Origin of the sequence: Streptomyces sp. 13-12-16 (genome assembly GCF_002114215.1) — a bacterium.
Taxonomy (GTDB): domain Bacteria; phylum Actinomycetota; class Actinomycetes; order Streptomycetales; family Streptomycetaceae; genus Streptomyces.
On record NZ_NCTE01001020.1, the window covers coordinates 1 to 16,966 of the forward strand.

The 16,966-nt window shown below is 68.8% G+C and carries 16 protein-coding genes and 1 pseudogene; 6 read left to right on the forward strand and 11 right to left on the reverse strand.

The genetic code is table 11. The features are described 5' to 3' along the window. Both B7767_RS34270 and B7767_RS34275 read left to right on the forward strand, forming a co-directional pair. Window positions 1-1,097 (forward strand): PQQ-binding-like beta-propeller repeat protein (locus B7767_RS34270; RefSeq protein WP_179167405.1); only part of this gene is annotated, 1,097 nt, incomplete at its 5' end. 113 nt (window positions 1,098-1,210) lie between these two features. Then, window positions 1,211-5,689, forward strand: coding sequence for an FtsK/SpoIIIE domain-containing protein (locus B7767_RS34275; protein WP_085575499.1), 4,479 nt, complete (start codon window positions 1,211-1,213; stop codon window positions 5,687-5,689). A gap of 71 nt (window positions 5,690-5,760) precedes the next feature. Here B7767_RS34275 and B7767_RS34280 read toward each other — a convergent pair whose 3' ends face one another. From B7767_RS34280 to B7767_RS34290, 3 genes are read right to left on the reverse strand one after another with little or no spacing between them, the layout of a single operon-like run. Next, window positions 5,761-6,381 (reverse strand): DUF3592 domain-containing protein, encoded by a 621-nt coding sequence (locus tag B7767_RS34280; protein ID WP_085575500.1) that lies wholly within the window; start codon window positions 6,379-6,381, stop codon window positions 5,761-5,763. Between the two features lie 12 nt (window positions 6,382-6,393). Further along, window positions 6,394-7,854 carry a hypothetical protein gene (locus B7767_RS34285; RefSeq protein ID WP_085575501.1) on the reverse strand — a complete coding sequence of 487 codons (1,461 nt, stop codon included), beginning with the start codon at window positions 7,852-7,854 and terminating at the stop codon, window positions 6,394-6,396. Window positions 7,855-7,864: 10 nt separating this feature from the next. After that, window positions 7,865-8,134 carry an SAV_915 family protein gene (locus B7767_RS34290; RefSeq protein WP_085575502.1) on the reverse strand — a complete coding sequence of 90 codons (270 nt, stop codon included), beginning with the start codon at window positions 8,132-8,134 and terminating at the stop codon, window positions 7,865-7,867. A 72-nt stretch (window positions 8,135-8,206) separates the two neighbouring features. Here B7767_RS34290 and B7767_RS34295 point away from each other — a divergent pair, with 72 nt between their 5' ends. Next, entirely contained in the window at window positions 8,207-8,509 is a 303-nt protein-coding gene (locus B7767_RS34295) for a hypothetical protein (RefSeq protein WP_085575503.1), read from the forward strand. 87 nt (window positions 8,510-8,596) lie between these two features. Here B7767_RS34295 and B7767_RS34300 read toward each other — a convergent pair whose 3' ends face one another. Next, the gene (locus B7767_RS34300) at window positions 8,597-8,857 is read right to left on the reverse strand and encodes a WXG100 family type VII secretion target (RefSeq protein WP_085575504.1); all 261 of its coding nucleotides are present in this window, start codon (window positions 8,855-8,857) and stop codon (window positions 8,597-8,599) included. A 214-nt stretch (window positions 8,858-9,071) separates the two neighbouring features. Between B7767_RS34300 and B7767_RS34305 the strand changes: the two genes are divergently transcribed. After that, a complete protein-coding gene (locus tag B7767_RS34305; protein WP_085575505.1) occupies window positions 9,072-9,332 on the forward strand; it encodes a hypothetical protein in 261 nt (86 codons plus the stop codon). Window positions 9,333-9,355: 23 nt separating this feature from the next. Here B7767_RS34305 and B7767_RS34310 read toward each other — a convergent pair whose 3' ends face one another. The 4 genes from B7767_RS34310 to B7767_RS34325 are packed head-to-tail and all read right to left on the reverse strand — an operon-like array spanning window position 9,356 to window position 12,332. Continuing rightward, on the reverse strand, window positions 9,356-10,129 hold the full coding sequence (locus B7767_RS34310) for a hypothetical protein (protein ID WP_085575532.1): 774 nt from the start codon (window positions 10,127-10,129) through the stop codon (window positions 9,356-9,358). Further along, window positions 10,122-10,493, reverse strand: a complete 372-nt coding sequence (locus tag B7767_RS34315; RefSeq protein WP_085575506.1) for a hypothetical protein — start codon at window positions 10,491-10,493, stop codon at window positions 10,122-10,124. The genes B7767_RS34310 and B7767_RS34315 overlap by 8 nt, the downstream gene beginning before the upstream one ends. Continuing rightward, the gene (locus B7767_RS34320) at window positions 10,483-11,979 is read right to left on the reverse strand and encodes a C2 family cysteine protease (protein WP_085575507.1); all 1,497 of its coding nucleotides are present in this window, start codon (window positions 11,977-11,979) and stop codon (window positions 10,483-10,485) included. The genes B7767_RS34315 and B7767_RS34320 overlap by 11 nt, the downstream gene beginning before the upstream one ends. Beyond that, window positions 11,979-12,332 (reverse strand): hypothetical protein, encoded by a 354-nt coding sequence (locus tag B7767_RS34325; RefSeq protein WP_085575508.1) that lies wholly within the window; start codon window positions 12,330-12,332, stop codon window positions 11,979-11,981. The genes B7767_RS34320 and B7767_RS34325 overlap by 1 nt, the downstream gene beginning before the upstream one ends. 268 nt (window positions 12,333-12,600) lie before the next feature. Here B7767_RS34325 and B7767_RS46790 point away from each other — a divergent pair, with 268 nt between their 5' ends. Together B7767_RS46790 and B7767_RS48595 are read left to right on the forward strand one after the other, a co-directional pair. Then, window positions 12,601-13,326 carry a hypothetical protein gene (locus tag B7767_RS46790; protein ID WP_179167406.1) on the forward strand — a complete coding sequence of 242 codons (726 nt, stop codon included), beginning with the start codon at window positions 12,601-12,603 and terminating at the stop codon, window positions 13,324-13,326. A gap of 551 nt (window positions 13,327-13,877) precedes the next feature. Then, window positions 13,878-14,012, forward strand: a pseudogene (locus tag B7767_RS48595) (IS5/IS1182 family transposase); the annotation flags it as partial. A gap of 162 nt (window positions 14,013-14,174) precedes the next feature. On the opposite strand, the gene B7767_RS34340 reads toward B7767_RS48595, so the two are convergent. From B7767_RS34340 to B7767_RS34350, 3 genes are read right to left on the reverse strand one after another with little or no spacing between them, the layout of a single operon-like run. Next, complete coding sequence (locus tag B7767_RS34340) at window positions 14,175-15,014, reverse strand: hypothetical protein (RefSeq protein WP_085575510.1); 840 nt, start codon at window positions 15,012-15,014, stop codon at window positions 14,175-14,177. A 60-nt stretch (window positions 15,015-15,074) separates the two neighbouring features. Further along, the gene (locus tag B7767_RS34345) at window positions 15,075-15,653 is read right to left on the reverse strand and encodes a hypothetical protein (RefSeq protein ID WP_085575511.1); all 579 of its coding nucleotides are present in this window, start codon (window positions 15,651-15,653) and stop codon (window positions 15,075-15,077) included. Window positions 15,654-15,701: 48 nt separating this feature from the next. Further along, window positions 15,702-16,877 carry a hypothetical protein gene (locus B7767_RS34350; protein ID WP_085575512.1) on the reverse strand — a complete coding sequence of 392 codons (1,176 nt, stop codon included), beginning with the start codon at window positions 16,875-16,877 and terminating at the stop codon, window positions 15,702-15,704. Window positions 16,878-16,966 lie beyond the last annotated feature (89 nt).

Sequence of the window (16,966 nt, forward strand, 5' to 3'; positions counted from 1 at the left end):
AGGCGGGCCGGGGCGGTTCGGCCGAACCGGCCGGGGAGCGGTTCACCACGCCGCCCCCCGGCGTCGCGCCCCAGCCCCTGTGGCACAAGTCGGTGGCGGAGGACAGCACCAGTGCGCTCGTGCCGCTGCTCACCCACGAAGGCCTCCTGCTGATCAGTGGTGATCCGCTCGTCGCCTACGACGTGAGGACGGGCAAGGCCCGTTGGTCGAAGAAGGAGGCGTGCCGCCCGGGAGAGCCCCTTCTCTTCCACGACGGCAAGGTGTTCCTGGCCGACGGCGGCTACGACGGAGTGCTCGTCGCCCTCGACGTGAAGACCGGCGAGGAGGTCTGGCGGAGCCGGCTGGGCAAGTCCCTGTCGGTCGATTCCGCCATCGCCGTCGACGACGAGAACGTCTACGTCACGGCCGAGGACTTCGGCGAGTCCAGGAGCGCCACGGAGTACCGCACGGCCGTGGCCGCCGTCAGCCACACCACCGGCAGGAAGACGTGGCTGCAGAGACGGGACTGGGGTACCAAGGACTACGACGTCCAGGGCAGTGTCTCCGGCAAGCACCTGGTGTACGCCGACTCCAACCGCAACCTCACGGTGCGGGACACCGCCACGGGTGCGCAGTTGTGGACCAGGAAGATCGGTGAGGACTGGACCTGGCAGCCCACGGTCGCGGGCGGCCTCGTCTTCCTGCCGGGCGACGAGCTCACGGCCCTCGACGCCGACACGGGCGACACCCGCTGGACCCTGTCCTCCAACGGCCGCCGGGCCTTCCGCAACCCCTCGGTGATCGACGGCGTGCTGTACGTCAGCGACTACGACGACGGTGTCTGGGCGGTGGACGCCAAGACGGGCGAGCGGACCTGGCTCTGCGACGACCTGGAAGCCAACGGCCCGGAGACGTTCCTGCGCGCCGGCTCCTCCTTGTACGGGGCGACCGGCGGCCTGTCCGGCGGTGGCGTCGTCGCACTGGAAGCCCGGACCGGCAAGGTCCGCTGGGTCTACGACGACAACAAGGACAACGGCGAACCGTGGCAGGTGACCGCCTCCGGCAACCGGCTGCTGGTCACCCACGGGCCGGAGATCTACGCTCTGCCGGCCGTCTGACGCCCGGGTATCAGGACGCGACCTCCGGACGCGCAGGGGACCGACCGCCACCGGTCCCCGTCAGGCGAAGCAACGAACGTGGCCGCAGGGGCCGACGGGGAGGATGAACCACCATGCAGATGCTGGTCACGGTCGTACGGGAGGGCGGTGAGCCGCAGGACGTCGTCGTCACCACGGACGACACCGCCACGGCGGGCGACGTCGCGGAGGCACTGGCGACCGCCCTCGGTGAACCCGGTCGCCCGGCGGGTGCGTCCGGCAACGTGGTCTCCCTGCCCGGCACGTCGCAGGCCCTCCCGTACGGCCACGGCGCGGTGGCCGCCGGCGCGCCGTTGCTGTGGGCCGACGGCGAGCGCTGCGATCCCTCCGCGCCGGCCACGGCCGTCCTGCAGGACGGCATGAGGGTCTCGGTCGACGACTCGATAGGCCCGTTGCTGCGCAAGGGCGAGCCGGTCGGACAGTACGAGCTGAGAGTGGCCGGCGGTCCCGCTTCCGGGCGCGTGGTCCGGCTGGGGATCGGGGCGGCCACGGTCGGTGCCGCCCCCACGTGTTCGCTGCCCCTGACGGACACGTCGCTGCCGCCGGTCGCCCTCAGGATCACGATCGACATGAAAGGCGGCGTCACGCTCGCTCCCGAGAACGGGGCCGGGGTCCTGCTCGACGACGAGCCGGTGACGGCCGGTGGTCCGTGGCCGCTGGGCGGCGTCGTCCGGGTCGGTGACTCACTGCTCGTACTCGACCGCGTGACCGAGCCGGACGCCCACCTGTCCCCGATGAGCGAGGGCGGACTCGCCTACAACCGGCCACCCCGCCTGTCCCCGCTGCGGCCCCGGCGGCGGCTGGTGGTGCCGGTACCGCCCACCAAGGGGGACCGGGCGCGCTTCCAGTTCATCATGGCGTTCATGCCCATGCTGTTCGGCATCGGCATGTACTTCCTCACCAAGCAGATCTACATGCTGCTCTTCTGCCTGATGAGCCCGCTGATGATGATCGCCCAGTGGATCAGCGAGAACCGGGAGGGCAAGAAGCAGCACAAGACCTCCGTCAAGCAGTACAAGAAGGACCTCGCCGCCCACGAGGCGGAACTCGCCGCCCTCGGAAAGGAGGAGCAGCGGGCCCGCCGCGTGGACGGCCCCGACCCGGCCGAGATCCTGCTGTTCGCCACGGGACCGCGCCGCCGGCTGTGGGAACGCCGGCTCACCGACCCGGACGCCCTGCAGCTGAGGGTCGGTTCCGGCAGCCTTCCGTCCGACGTCGAGCTCGTCCTGGGGCGCGGCGGCTCCCTGTACGACGAGGAGCGCCCCGAGCCCCCCGTCCTCCCGGACGTCCCCGTCACCCTCCCCTTCACCGAACTCGGGGTGGTCGGCATCGCCGGGGACCGGGCCCGTGCGCTGGCCACCGCCCGCTGGCTCGGCGTCCAGGCGGCGGTGCTGCACAGCCCCCGGGACCTCTCCCTCGTGACACTCACGTCCACTCCGCACGCCGGCGCCGACTGGCACTGGGTGCACTGGCTGCCCCACACCAGCCCCGACCAGGGGCAGGACTGCGTCGCTCTGGTCGGCTTCGACTCCGAGGGGATCACCCGCCGCGTCAACGAGCTCCTCAACGAGCTCGCCCGGCGCAAGGCGTCCCGTGAGCAGAACAACATGACGGGCCAGCTGTACCCGGACCCCAACGTCCTGCTGATCCTCGACGGGGCCCGCCTGCTGCGCCGGGTGCCCGGCGTGCCGCAACTGCTCGCCGAAGGACCCCAGTACGGCATCCTCGCCCTGTGCCTCGACGAGGACGAGCGCTTGCTGCCGGAGGAGTGCAAGGCCGTCGTCGTCTGGTCCCCCGATGCCGCACACCACGTCCGGGTACGCGGCCACGGGCTGGAGGCCGCGGGGGAAGTCCTGGCCGACCAGGTCACGCCGGAGTGGTGCGAGCTGCTCGCCCGTTCCCTCGCCCCCGTCCGGGACGTCAGCCGGGACGACGCGGGCAGCGCCCTGCCGACGTCGGCAAGGCTGCTGACCCTGCTGGGCATGCCGGACCCGACCGGGGTGGACGTCGAACGGATCTGGCGGGCGGGCGGTTCCACCACGGCGGCCCCCGTCGGCATCGCCGCGGACGGACCCTTCGTCCTGGACATCCGGCGGGACGGACCGCACGCGCTGGTCGCGGGAACCACGGGTGCCGGTAAGTCGGAGCTCCTGCAGACCATCATCACCTCGCTGGCCGTCGCCAACCGCCCCGACGCCCTCAACTACGTACTCATCGACTACAAGGGCGGCAGCGCGTTCATGGACTGCGCCCGGCTGCCGCACACGGTCGGCATGGTCAGTGACCTCGACGCCCACCTCACCGAACGTGCCCTCGCCTCCCTCGCCGCCGAACTGCACCGCAGGGAGAAGATCCTCTTCGACGCCGCCGCCAAGGACATCGAGGACTACAACGACACCCGCAAGCTCCGCCCCGAGCTGGAGCCCATGCCCCGACTGGTCCTGGTGATCGACGAGTTCGCCTCTCTGGTCGCCGAACTACCCGACTTCATCGCGGGCCTGGTCGACATCGCCCGCCGGGGCCGCTCGCTCGGCGTGCACCTGGTCCTGGCCACCCAGCGTCCCGCCGGTGTCGTCAGCGCGGACATCCGCGCCAACACCAACCTGCGGATCGCGCTGCGGGTGACGGACGCCTCCGAGTCCATCGACGTCATCGAGGCCCCGGACTCGGGCGCCATCGCCAAGTCCACGCCGGGCCGGATGTACGTGCGCTCCGGTGCGCAGTCCCTGGTCGGGGTGCAGTCGGCCCGCATCGGTGGACGACGCCCCGCCACGGGTGGGACAGGCCCGAAGGCGACGCTGCTGCCGCTGCCCTGGAACGCGTACGGCCGCCCGCTGCCCAAGCGGGCCGAGGCCGAGGACGACGGCACCATGGTCACCGACCTCGCCGTCCTCGTCGACGCGGTGCGGGACGGTGCCGCACGCATGGGCTTCGGCGAACAGCGCAGCCCTTGGCTGCCGCCCCTGTCCGAGCAGGTCACCCTGGACGGACTCACCGCGTACGGCGCGGAGCCCACCCCGGGTGAGGCGACGGACGTGGCCCCGATCCCGTACGGCCTGATCGACCTGCCGGCCAAGCAGTCCCGTACGCCGCTGTCGCTGGACCTGGTGCACGGCGAGCACACCATGCTGCTCGGCGGTGCCCGCTCCGGCCGTTCGACCGCCCTGCGGACGCTGGCCGGCTCGCTGGCCCGCACCACGTCCCCGCACGACGTGCACCTGTACGGCATCGACTGCGGCTCGAACGCGCTGCTGCCCCTGATGCGGCTGCCGCACGTGGGTGCCGTGGTGACGCGTGACGAGCCGGACCGTGTCCGGCGCCTCATCGAGCGCCTGCTGGCGGAGATCGCCCGGCGGCAGCAGCTGCTCGCCATGGAGGGCGCGTCCAGTGCCGCCGAACAGCGGGCGACCGCCGCCCCCGAGGACCGCCTCCCCTGGATGGTGCTCCTGCTGGACGGCTGGGAGGGCTTCGCCTCCACCTTCGAGAGCTACAACTACGGCCAGTTGATCGAGGCGGCCCAGCGCATCTTCCGTGAGGGCTCCGCGGTGGGCCTCAAGGTCGTCATGACCGCCGACCGCAGCGGTCTGAGCGGCCATGTCTCGTCCGCCTTCGCCGACCGCCTGGTGCTGCGCTTCGCCGACCCGAACGACTACTCCACGGCGGGGCTGCAGGCTCGCGAGGTTCCGAAGAACATGCCTCCGGGACGGGCGTTGCGCATCACCGACACGGGCGTCGACGAGTCCCAGATCGGCCTGCTCGCGGACGACCCGGCCGGCCAGGCGCAGGTGCGGGCGTTGCGTGAGATCGCGGAGGAGTCGGCAGCCCGCCACGGCCGGATCCCGGCCGGCCGACGCCCCATGCGGGTGGATGCGCTGCCGTCCCGCATCACGGTGTCCGAGGCGCTCGCCCTCGATCCGGACTTCGCTCCGCCGTCCCCGCTCTGGGCGCTGATCGGCGTCGGCGGCGACGAACTCCAGCCGGTCGGCGTCGACCTGGAGGAGAACGGACCGGGCTTCGTCATCGCGGGCCCGCCGAAGTCCGGCCGCTCCACACTCCTGGTGGCCGCCACGGAGACACTGCTGCGCTCCGGCACACCGGTGGTCCTGGTCGCCCCACGCCGCTCACCGCTGCGCGAGCTGGAAGGCCGGGACGGCGTCCTGGGCCTGCTGAACGCGGACAGCCGCGAGGACGACCTGGACGAACTGGTGGACAAGGCGTCCGGCGGCTCCTACGTCGTGGTCGTCGACGACGCGGAACTCCTCTACGACACCCGCCTCGACGAGGCCCTGGAAACCGTCGTCCGCAAGGGCGCCGACGGCGGCATCGGCCTCATCGCGGCCGGCTCCACCGACAGCCTCTCGGGCCAGTACCGCGGCTTCGCGGTAGAGGCCCGCAAGTCCCGCAACGGCCTGCTCCTGACACCCCAGAGCCCATCGGAGGGCGAACTCTTCGGCATCCGCCTCCCGTCCAACAGCGGCGGCGGCCCGGCGGGAAGCGGACTGTTCGTGGCAGGGGGGTCGTTCATGCCGGTTCAGGCGGTGATGAACGGGTGAGGGTTCGTACGAGGTAGCTGCGGGCCCCAGCCGGTGTGGCTGGGGCCGCAGCGTTTGTTCGGTGACGGTGGCTAAGGCTTGGTGAGGCGGGCGGTCGTGGAGCCGGGGTTCTGGGGACCACTTGAGCCGAGAAGGGGGTGATCCGGCCAGGAAGTGCGCAGAATCCAGCGGCGTCGGACCACGACTGCGATGAACAAGCCGAAGGTGAACAGGGCCAAGGCGGAGGTGCCGTACGCCGGCAGGTTGGGGGGAGGGGAGGTCACCCAACTGCGGGAAAGGACCCGGGACGGGTCTTCAGGGTCGTATGTGACCAGCAGCACATCGTCGGCACGGAGATCGGGGAGCATTCCGGCGTACTCGGAGAGATTGAACTCCTTCCCTGAATTCTCGCCCTGGATGTACCTCAATTTCACGTACTTGGGCTTGCTGTCCGAGCCGGTTACCGTCGCCGCGACGGTAACTCCGTTGGCACGCAGGTCATGCACGAGGGAACGCGCTGGGATCCAGAAGAAGAGCGCCATCCCGAGGCACAGCAGGAACATGCCGAGAGCGGCGGTGATGAGCCGTCGCTGAGGAAGCTCCGGACGTGGCGTGTACGCGGCGACTCTGGCAGCGTACTGCTGTGCCGCGGCGACATGTTGCGGCAACTGGTACTGATCGTTGCGGCGTTTGGATTTCTTCTTCCTGGCCATCACTGCTCCGCCTTATGAGAACCACCCGCCCACTGTCTTCTTGATGCTGGACGCGGTGTCACCGATCGCTTCGCCCGCGTCCTTCACCGCACCTGTGACCGCATTGACTGCTCTTCTTCCGGTTTCTTCCTTGAGCGCGTACGAGATTCCGTAACCGACGCCGAAACCCAGCACAACTCCGCCTGCGATGCCCCATCCGACGGGACCCCCCGCTGCTGCCACCACTGCCATCGTCCCCCAGGTAACACCTGTGCCCGCAGCCATTCCCCCGACATTGGCCGCGACGGCGACGTCCTTCTCCTCGCCGTGACCGATGTCCCATCCGATGGCGCCGAGGGTGAGAACCGTGCCCACCAGCGGCAGCTTGCCTCCCGCGTGGAGAGCCCGTCCGAAGAGCGTCGCCGAGCTGGGCGCTCGGAGGCCGGGAACCTTGCCGATCAGCCAGCTGCCACCGTCCGCGACGGAAGCCTCCAGCAAGCGGGAGAAGGATCCCATGCCGTACTTGGCGAGAATGCGTTCCGCCTCTCGAGCGGACTGCCTGGCGTTCCTGGCTGCCTGCCGGGTGTCCTTCTTGAACTTCCTCCGGTCTTCCGGCGACATGCTGTTGATGCGCTGCTGGTACAGCCGACTCGCTTCGTCGGAGAACTTCTGCGACCGTTCCCAGAAGTGCCCGGCGTACTTCGCCTGCATGCCCACGACGGAGGCCAGCAGCCCGGCCGTGTCGGACCACGTGTCCGCGGGATCGCCGAGCTTCTTCACAGCAGCCTGCGTGTGCTTCCACGCGACGGCCCAGAGGTCGGGATCGTCCCCCTGCATGAGCGCCCTGTTGAACACGGCGGTCGGCTCGTCCTCGCCGATGTCGCCGTGGAACAGGGCGACCGCCTTGGTGAAGCCCGGGGCAGGCGGATCGGCGTCGACCGCCGTGGTGAAGGCGGAGCCGAACACCTTGGCGTCGCTCTCCGCCGTCGGTGTCCTGGTGGCGGCGACGGTCACCGGCAGGACCTTCAGCAAGGCGGGATCGAGCGCGGCGTAGAACGCCGAGGTGAAGTCCGGGTCCCCCTTGTGCGCGGCCAGCTCCTCCGCGATCCGGTGGAATTCCGCACCGGCCGTGTCAGGTCCGAGGCCGGCGGCCTCGTCGGCCTTCCCGGCGAGCCTCTTCCCCTTCTCCCTCGCCGCACCGATGGTCAGGACCGGCTCACGCAACCGGACCATGGCCCCGCCCCCGTGTTCCCTGGGATCCGTCTCCATCGCCGCTGCCAGAGCCTGCCTCCGGCGCAGCATGGGAAGCTCGTCGTCCACCCAGCCGGCGATCTTCCCGATCTCCGTCAGATGGGCCGTGTCCAGGCCGAACCTGTGAAACCTGGCGAGGTAAGAGGTTTTCGCACTGTGCAGCGCCTTGCTGCCGGATTCCAGGTCCTTGATGGTCCTCAGCAGGTTGTCCGGATTGATTCCGGAGAAATTCGGGTCGACCACCGGAGAATTCCTATTCCGCGCCCGTGGCGAGTCGAGGATCGACCAGTACGCTCAGGGCCCCCGAGCCCCTCAGCGCCCCCTCGACCTCGCCGGAGGGGAGGACGACCCAGGGCTGTTGCTCTCCCATCGCCTCGACCAGCAGGGACACCGACGTGAACGCGAGTGCGGTGAGCTGCTCCCGGCCGTCGGCACCGGTGATTGGTACGAGAGTCACCTCGACCGTGCCGTCGCCGGGAGGGGAACCGCTCATCGTGGGCAGGACGAGGTATTCGGAGGCCATTGGCTTAGATTATGAGGCGCTGAGAGCAGGAGCAATTCCGAGCGCGAGACGAAAGCCTGAAGGTAATATTTAATGACGGGATCCGAATCCACCGTTCCCAATCCCAGAAAGGCGGACCTGCAGAAGCTGCGTGGTGACCTGGCCAAGGAGGTGGAGAACCTCAAAAGGGCCCTCAAGAGGCCGGCCGAGGACATCGGGGGCGACAAGGTCTGGGTGGGGAAGAACGCCCGTGCCTGGCACCGCGAGCTGGAAGGGCGGCACCGGAAGCTGGGCGAACAGGTGGGCAGGTTGCTGCCGGTCATCGACGCGGCCATCCGGGACGAGCCCGAGAAGGTGCCGGCGGCGCAGGCCCGCTCGTACGGCTCGAGCGCCTGAGACGCCGCCGGGGCGCCGGGGCCACCCCTGAGGGGTGTGGTCCCGGCGCCCCGAGCGGCTGTGCACTCCGCGTGATCCGCCCTGGAATCAGGTGGCGCGCTCGATGTTGTCGGCGCTGGTGTTCGCGGACTTGCTGGCGTCGTTCAGCGTGTCGACCCACTTGTCGAACGTCGGCTTCACATCACGCCAGTCGTCCCGGAACCGGTCGGCCTTCGGGCCCTTCCAGTAGCTGGTGCTGTCTGCCGTGGCCGTCTGAAGGTCCTTGATCAGGAGCTGAAGGTCATGAGCCTTGCGAGCGTAGAGCTTCGACAACTCCCGGAGCCGTGTGAGATCTGCACCGCGATCCATGGTGATCCTCCCCGTGTCATCAGGAACAAGCGGACTATCCGTTTGCAACAGTGGACGCTATCGCACCACGGTCAGTTCCTGCCCGGCGCACAGGGGTTGGGGCCATACGGTGAACGACGTGTGTTCACCCGGCATGGACCGACGGGCGAGGGTCGAACGGAGCTCCGGGGGATGCGACCGTATCCTGACCGTCGGGACAGAGGGGGAGGCTGCTATGGCAAATCCTGACATTCAGGAACTTAACCAGCGGGCCGGTCAGCTGCGTTCGCTCGCCGACCACATCGACTCGCTCGTCGACGCCGCCAAGAACCACAGCACGACCGGCATGAAGTCCTGGGCGGGCCCCAACGCGGACGACGTACGGGGCAAGCTCAAGACCTGGCAGACGAAGTGCGGCACCGTCGCCAAGGCCCTGCGCGACGAAGCGCAGCGGTGCGCGCAGGACGCCAAGGACCTCCAGGACAAGAAGAAGTAGGGGCAGGAGCGCCGGCCGGCCCGCTACGCACTCGTTCGTGTGAGCTGTACCGCCTGTTCGGTGATCTGCGAGACCTCGAACAGCACCCCCGCGAACTCCACCGGATCGCCGACGCGTACGTCCTCGTACGCCGCGACCGGGATCGCCGCGCAGTTCGCGGCGATGCCGGCTGTGCCCGTGCCGGTGTCGAGGTACGAGACGGTGAGGGACAGGCCGGTCGGGAAGCGCTGGACGCCGCCGTTGCCGACGAGGGACAGTTTCTCGCCCTTGGGCGGGAAGCCGGCTGCCGCGGCGGCCAGGACGTCCTCGTTGGTGGTGAAGCACAGGGGCGCGTCCGCCGGCCCGCCCGCCGGCTTCATGGACTCGGGTGCTGCGGCGAGCGCGGCCTCGTCCTCGGCCGTCTTCGGTTCGAGGACGAGGCGGTAGGAGCAGATCTGCCGGACCGTGTAGGCGTGGCCGGAGACGGTGACGTCCGTCCCGGGCTCGACGGTCCACTCCTGTTGGCCGGACTCGTACCGCTCCCCCTCGCGCAGGGTCGCCGTACGGGTCGTGCCGTCGGCGTCGGCGGCGGCGTACTGCACGCCCCCGCCCCCCGGCAGCCGGAAGCCGCCGCCGCGCAGGACGTGCACCCCGTCCCGCGGCGCCTCGCCGACGCACACCGGCCCCTTGTCCTTGATGGCCGCCTGTGTGGTCGCGGGGGCCGTCGTGGACTCCTCGCCGCCCCCGCCGGACGACGATCCGCAACCGGCCAGCGTGAGCACGGCCAGCGCGGATCCTGCGATGAGGTACCTACTCACCGGCCTGTGCACCGGCTTCCTCCTCTGTCTTTTCGGGGACGCGTTCCAGGACGACGCGGGTCCGGTAGTCGACCTCCGTCACCCGCCAGGCGTCTCCGGTGATCTCCACCAGGCTTCCGGGAACCAGCTCGTCGTACTCGGCGATGAACTGCCCGTCGCGGTTGACCTGGATCCGGCCGTGCACCGACGGCTGGGCGAAGACCGTCGCCACGATCCGGTGCGTATGGCCCTCATGCTCCACGGCGTACGGAATGTGGTAGCGGAGCACCCAGCGGCCGTCGAACTCGAACGGGTACTTCACCTGCGGACGGTCGGTCGTCACTCCACTCACCTGCCGGGTGTCACGGGCGTCGTCACGGGACATCGAATGCCTCCGGCGCCTGGAAGTACTTGTTGAACTGCTCCTGCGTCACGGTGATCGGCGGATAGTTGGAGGTTCCCCAGGGGTTGCCGAGGATGACCTTGCCGTCGTCGGTGAAGCCGCGGACGTAGTAGGCGTGATTGCTGTGGTAGGTGCTGCCCCATTCCTTGGGGTGGTTCTTGTCCAGGCTCTCGTCGGCCGGCGTGGAGACGGTGACGACCTGCCCCGACTCGAACGCCTTCTTCAGGGAGTCCAGGTTCTTGTCCTCGTCCTCGCCGATGCCGAGGAAGCCGCCCGTCGTCAGGTCCTCGCCCTCCTGGCCGGTGAGGTAGGGAGCGGCCTTCTTCGGGTCGTCGCCCTCGATGCCGCCGTAGCCGCGTTCGTCGTCACCGTCCTCCGAGTAGACCATCGCGAAGGCCTTCTCGTAGTACGCGGGCCAGGACTCGCCGGTGCCGTAAGTGCTGATCGGGTTCCCGTTCTGGTCGGTGGGCAGGTCGGCGGTCATGGTGACCCAGTGGTAGTTGCCCTCCTTGTCCCAGACGCGGACGCTGACCGTACCGTTCGGGTTCTCCTTGATGCCCTCCTGGACGAACCGGGGGTTCTTCTGCGCCAGGCCGGCCAGTGAGGCGACGTACCAGCAGTCACCGAACTGGTTCTGGTTGACGTCCTCGGACGAGACACCGTTCACGAACAGCGGGTCGCCGGGCGGTGCCCAGTGGATGCCGCTGTTGGTCTGGCCGTTCTGGTTGTTGCCGCCCTGCTCGTACGCGCCGGTGTTGGTGAACGTCGGCTGCATCCCGGGGAAGGCCGCCTGGAACTTGGGCACGTTCTCCGGGCTGATCTTCGACAGCATCAGGCTGAGGGTGTCCCGGCGCCTGTCCTCGGGCAGACCGTTCTCGTCGAACGGGTTCCAGCCGGAATCACCCGTGTCGGTGATGAGCTCGTTGTAGAAGGCGAGGTCCTTCGGGGACGCCTTGGACATGAGGGCGTCGATCTCGGCGGCCGTCAGCCCGTCGAGCTCGCCCGAGACCTTCTCCAGGTCGTCGCGGTTGCCGTTGGTCCCGAAGTCCTTGCCGTTCAGGGCCCTCAGGTTGCGCAGAGCCTCGTCGATCCTCTTGGCGTCCGGGGCCTTCTCGTCGAGGAACACGCTCCCGTCGGCCACGGGGTAGCCCTTGCGCACCAGCTCCTGCACGCCCTCCAGTTGCCTGATCCGGCGCTTCATCGACGACTGCATGTCACCGAGCTCGCCGGTCAGGGAACCGGGCAGCCGGCGGCGCCCGCCGAAGAACGACGGTATGGGGACGACGTCGCCGACGAGGGCCTGCAACTCGGGGTCTCGGGAGGCGTTCTGTCCCGACGGCAGGTTCTGCTGGGCGGAGGTGAGGACGGCGGCCAGCCGGCTGTGCAGCTTCCCCGCGTTGCCGGCGAGGGTGTCGAGGTCGCCCGCGAGCGCGGTGAGTTTGACGGCGTCGAATCCTCTGAAGCCCATCAGTTGCCGCCCGTCCCGGTCTTGGCCTTGTCCTTCTCCTTGGCCTGCCGGTCCAGTTCGTCGGCCTGGTTCTCCCACCGGGCGGCATCGGCCAGCAGGGCGCCGCCCATGCCGTTGAGGGTGCGCTGACGCTGCTGCAACCGCGCGGTGCAGTCGTCGGCGAAGGGCCCCTGCCAGATCGCGTCCGTGCCGTCCCCGGCCCGGGAGCCGGCGCGCGGGGTGGCCTTCTTCACCACGCCATCGAGATAAGGCCCCAGGCTGCGCGCCAGCGTCCGCGCCTCACGCGCACACTCCCGCAACCGCTCGGCCCGCTTCTTCAACTCGGCACCACTGTCCGCGTCTGTAGGCCCCACGGCCGACGTCCTCCCCGTTCGCTGACATTTCCGGCGTTTTTCCCGTGAGTTGGTGCACGGGATCGCCGCTGAAGCATACGAGAGTCGGTTCCGTTCCACGGTTGCGGAGGGGAATCTCCCCGGCTCGCGCAGGCTCATCACACAGGCCTTCGGCGCCCGCCGACACCTCCGTCACCTTTGCTTTACTGTGACCTGGCGGCCGATGCGGGAGGCATGGCGACAGCGCGCCATTTCCCCCATGTCGGCTTTTGGCATGTGAATGAGTGGGGTGTCCTTTGAGCTCCGGCGCGCGTCATCCACTCGCGGGCGCCGGAGCGAGGTCTTCTCGTGGGTCGGCCAGGTGGACGGCCTCGGCCCCGTCGAGCCGGCCTTTCCCACGGAGCACAGTGACTATCCGTCGGAATGCTGCGAGGTAGCGGTCAGCGGTGGCAGCTTCCCCCTCGTCACCTATCTCGGGCTGCGATACCTGTGGCGTCCTCTCCTGGCGAGAGGGGAACTGCGGGTCGACTGGGAACCGGCGGACCTTTCCCGGAACGTTTACCGGCCGGGCCGCCAGGGGCGATCTCTTCGCCTTCAGGTCATGGGGCGCTCGTACACTTACGTCCAGATCGGTGGCAAGCGCAGCCATGAACTGGCCCGTCCAGGCGCAGGCGTACTCATGAGGCGTTCCAGTTGGAACATCCCGCAGACGTTGTCCGGGACTTGCTCGGGCTCGGCGGACGCCCTCGACATCAGCCTCGCCGTCGTTCTGGAAGCCGTGTACGCGGAGCAGAACGCCTTCCTTGGATGCGGCGCGGCGTGGTGTCGGCTGCGGCTGTCCGATGCCCGCATCAGCGGGCTGGAAATTCTCGTCGAATATCAAGAGAGCGTGGACAGCCCGTCCAGGAACCTCCCTGGAGCTGATATCACTGCACCGCGAAACGACAGGTTGCGCGTGTACGCGCCCTCGAAAAGGATGGCAACGCTGATGTCCACGGAGTCCACAGCCCCATGAGCGACTCCGGAAATTCTCTTCGGGTTCGCCCCGCTGGAACGGGTCATGGTGATTCGGGATTCCGGGCGTTCCAACACGTGGTGTCGTCGGTTCCCTTCCTCTCGGTACCGGTACTCCAGCCCCACGGCCCAGATCTTCAGAGCCCGGGCGCTTCTGCTCATTCGCAAAGCCTTCCGAGTGAAGGAAGCATGCCGTCCCGCCACGCTCAACTCCCCTTCGGCCAGGCGAGGCAGCCCACCGTATCGAAGGCCTCTGAAGGAAGGCATCGGAATGTTCTCGCCGGTCACCATGGCGCCGATCACCTCCCTGGGTTCGGGCAGGGCTACGACCTCCAAAGCGGGCACGATCAGTTCAACGAGACCCAGTTGCCCCACGGTGCCACGCCAAAAGGTCACATGGGCCTGCTCCCGCGCCCGCGGCCTGGTCGACGCCCTCAACCGGCTCACCTCCACCTTGGGTGTCCCCACCCCGACCGACCTCGGCTACGAGAACGTCGGTGACGGGTTCCGCCATCCGGACAAGAAGCCCAAAGGCGGGGCGTGCACGGCATGGCGACGCGCGCGAACGCCCTGCTGAAGGTCACCTTCAAGGCCCTGCGCAGGGTCAGCCGCGACCCAGTCGCCATCATCCGCATCGCCCGGGCCGTTCTCGTCCTGCTCCACCTCGAACACGGTCGCACCGCCTAAACGAAGATCACGAACCGTCACCGAGAAGGGCTCAGTGATTTCCACGGTGTCACCCGCGGGCAGCACGTCGTACTCGACCGGCGGCAGGCCCTCCTGCTGGACGGTGTACGCGACGTGGTGCCCGAGCACTCGTCGGCCGTTGAACTCGCAGGTCAGACTCAATTAACCCGCTTGCGGCGCGACCGCGAACTCCTCGGCGGCCGGGAGTAGATCGGTGATCAGCTGCCAGACCTCCTTGGCGTCGACCCGGACCAGCTTGAGCGCGGTGGTGCCGTCCACCTGGCCGGGCAGGATCGGTTCGGTGGGCAGTTCACGGTGCCAGTAGCCGAGGGGTCCGCAGTCCCACACCGCGAACCCGCGCACCTGCTGGGCCGGGGTTCCGTCGTCGTGCCCCTGCCATGCGGCGGTCATCCGCCAGCTGGAACGCATCCCGGCGATCAGCCTGGCAAATGTGCTGAGCTGTGACTTCCGGGTGAGTCCGGCGTCTTTCAGTGCCTCCGCGATCCGGTCGATGCCCTCCTCCACCGCCAGACCGGGGAGGCTGTCCAAGGTCTCGAGCCCCGCGTCGAGGACGGCCATGGTGGTCTCGATCACGGGTGTGGCGACCTCTACGGTCTCCTCGCCCTGGAGGTTGACCATCCGGGCCAGTGCCCAGACGAGCATGCTCGGCTCCAGCCGGACATACTCCGACTCCGCAGAGCCCGGCCAGGACTCATGGGAGTAGACATAGCCGTCGCCGATGGTGACGCCGTGGTGGAGGGTGCCGTGCTCACCGATCGCCTCCACATGAAGGACGACGACGGGGGCCCGCAGAGTGCTGACCAGCGGGCCGAGCAGGAGGTCAAGGTTTCCCTGGCGGTCCGTCAGGCCTGCCTCCGTCAATTCGCGGTCGGCGTCGGCCAGTTCAGGGGGTACCTCTTCCCCTCCGACACGGTGGCGGAGGACGTCCAGGTGGCTCTCGGCAAGGCGGAACCGGCCCCGGGTGCTGTCGTACGAGGGCATTGTGTGTCGCTTTCGGCGATGGGAAGGATCGGACGGCGGTGGCTCAGGCGGTTCACGAGGTCACTGGAAGATCTCCAGCCAGTTCAGAGATCTGTTGAAGAAGGCGCGGACGGCGCCGCCCCGGGTGAGATTGCGGGTATTGACGCCGACCAGCACGGCGGCCAGCGCGAGGTCGGTGGCGTCGGCCGGACCGAGGACGGTGAAGGTGGCCTTCTTCCGCGCACCACTGCCGTGCCGCCCGGTCCGGATCTCCACGCCGTCGCGGATCAGGGCACGATCGCGGTGCCGTCGACCGGTCGCGAGGTAGCGGTACTCCCGTCCGGCGCACTGCATGCGCAGGGCCCGTCCGGCCCTGGTCTGTGCCCAGCGGTTGCGCTTGAGACGGATTCCGGCCCCGCCGACGCTGAGCTGCGCCATGTGGAGCGAGGGTTTGCGTCCGTAGGCCCAGCCGCTGAAGGAGGCGGCGGGAACGCTGTCCCCGCTGACCTCGGTGACATGGCGGTCGCCGTGCCGCTTCGCCGGGTAGACCACCTCGATCCGGCCGAACTCGCCCGCTGTGCCCCGGTAGCCGAAGGTCCAGGTCAGCCGATGGCCGGAGCGGTCCTCCCAGTGGTCGAGCGTGTACGTGTGCTGCTGCATGGTTCCTTTCCCCTCGCGCCGCAGGGCGCGGATCCGCCACGATCGGCGTCAGTCGAACGGGTTGAGGGCGCTGCCGAGTTTCTTGGCGCCGTCGGAAATGGCCTCTCCCGCCTTCTCGGCCTTGTCGCCCACCCAGTTCGCCGCGTCCTCCGCAGCTTTCTCGATCTTGTCCGAGTGGTCCCAGATCAGAGTTCCGGCATAGGCGAGTCCGGTGCCGACGGCGAGGCCGACGGTGACCGGGTTGGGAGCGATCATCGCGGCGGTGAGCGAGGCGTTGAAGGCCGTACCGGTCCAGTTGGAGAGGTACTTGGCCTTGTCCTCCTTCCACGCCTTGCCGTGGTCCATGGTCGCCAGGTTGGCGACGCCCCAGGCGGTGGCGCCGGCGGAGCCCACGATGCCCAGGCCGCGCATCCACCCGGCGGCTTTGGCCGCGTTGGCGAGACCCCCGCGCTGGGCGACGCGGAGCAGGTTGGCCTCGGTGGCGGTGGGGAGGTAGAAGGCCCCGTTGCGCATGTACCCGGCGAGCATCGCCGCCTCGTCGGAACCGGTGAGCACACTGGGCGGCATCCGGGTCAGCCAGCTACCGGCCTTGGGAATCCTGGACAGTTTGTCCCAGTGGCCGTTGATCAGGCGGGCGGTGAAGGTGCCCGGCGCGTTGAGCACCTTGGATGATTTGAAGTATGAGAGGAGGGACTTGCCGCCGAGTATTGCCGTGGTCGACGAGGTGAAGAACGCCGACAGGTTGGCGGCCCCCTCGATGTACGTCGAGACTGCCTTGCCCAGCTTCTCGTTGCCGGTGAGCTGGGTGACGGCGTCACCCTGGATCCTGACGAGCCAGTCGTCGAGGCTCTCGCCGTCTTTCTTCTTGAGCCAGCCGTCGTCGACTTGGTCGTCGGACGCGGCCGCATTGGCGACCAGCAGGATGTCCGGTGGCAGATCCTTGTTCTTGAGCTGTTCGGGGGTGAACCCGGCGAGCAGCAGTCCGGCCAGCGGATCGCCGTCCTCCAGACGGGCGTAGGCCGCTTTCCTGCGGAGTTCGGGTGCTGTGTCCGATACCCAGGAGCGCATCGGCCGTATCGCGGTCAGCTTGTCCGACACACCGAGTGCCGAGGCCCGGCTGAACGCCTCGTCGAGCTTGTCCCCCGTCCCGCCCCGTCCGTCGAGCAACTTGGCGAGCTGCTCGAGGTCCTGCGGATTCACCACTCTGTTCAGCTTGCCTGTCACGAAGCTCCTTCAGGTGATCGGTGTCGGCTCCTTCCCGGGGAGGAAGCAGCACAGGCACACGAAGACCGTACCGAGGTCACGGTTGGACC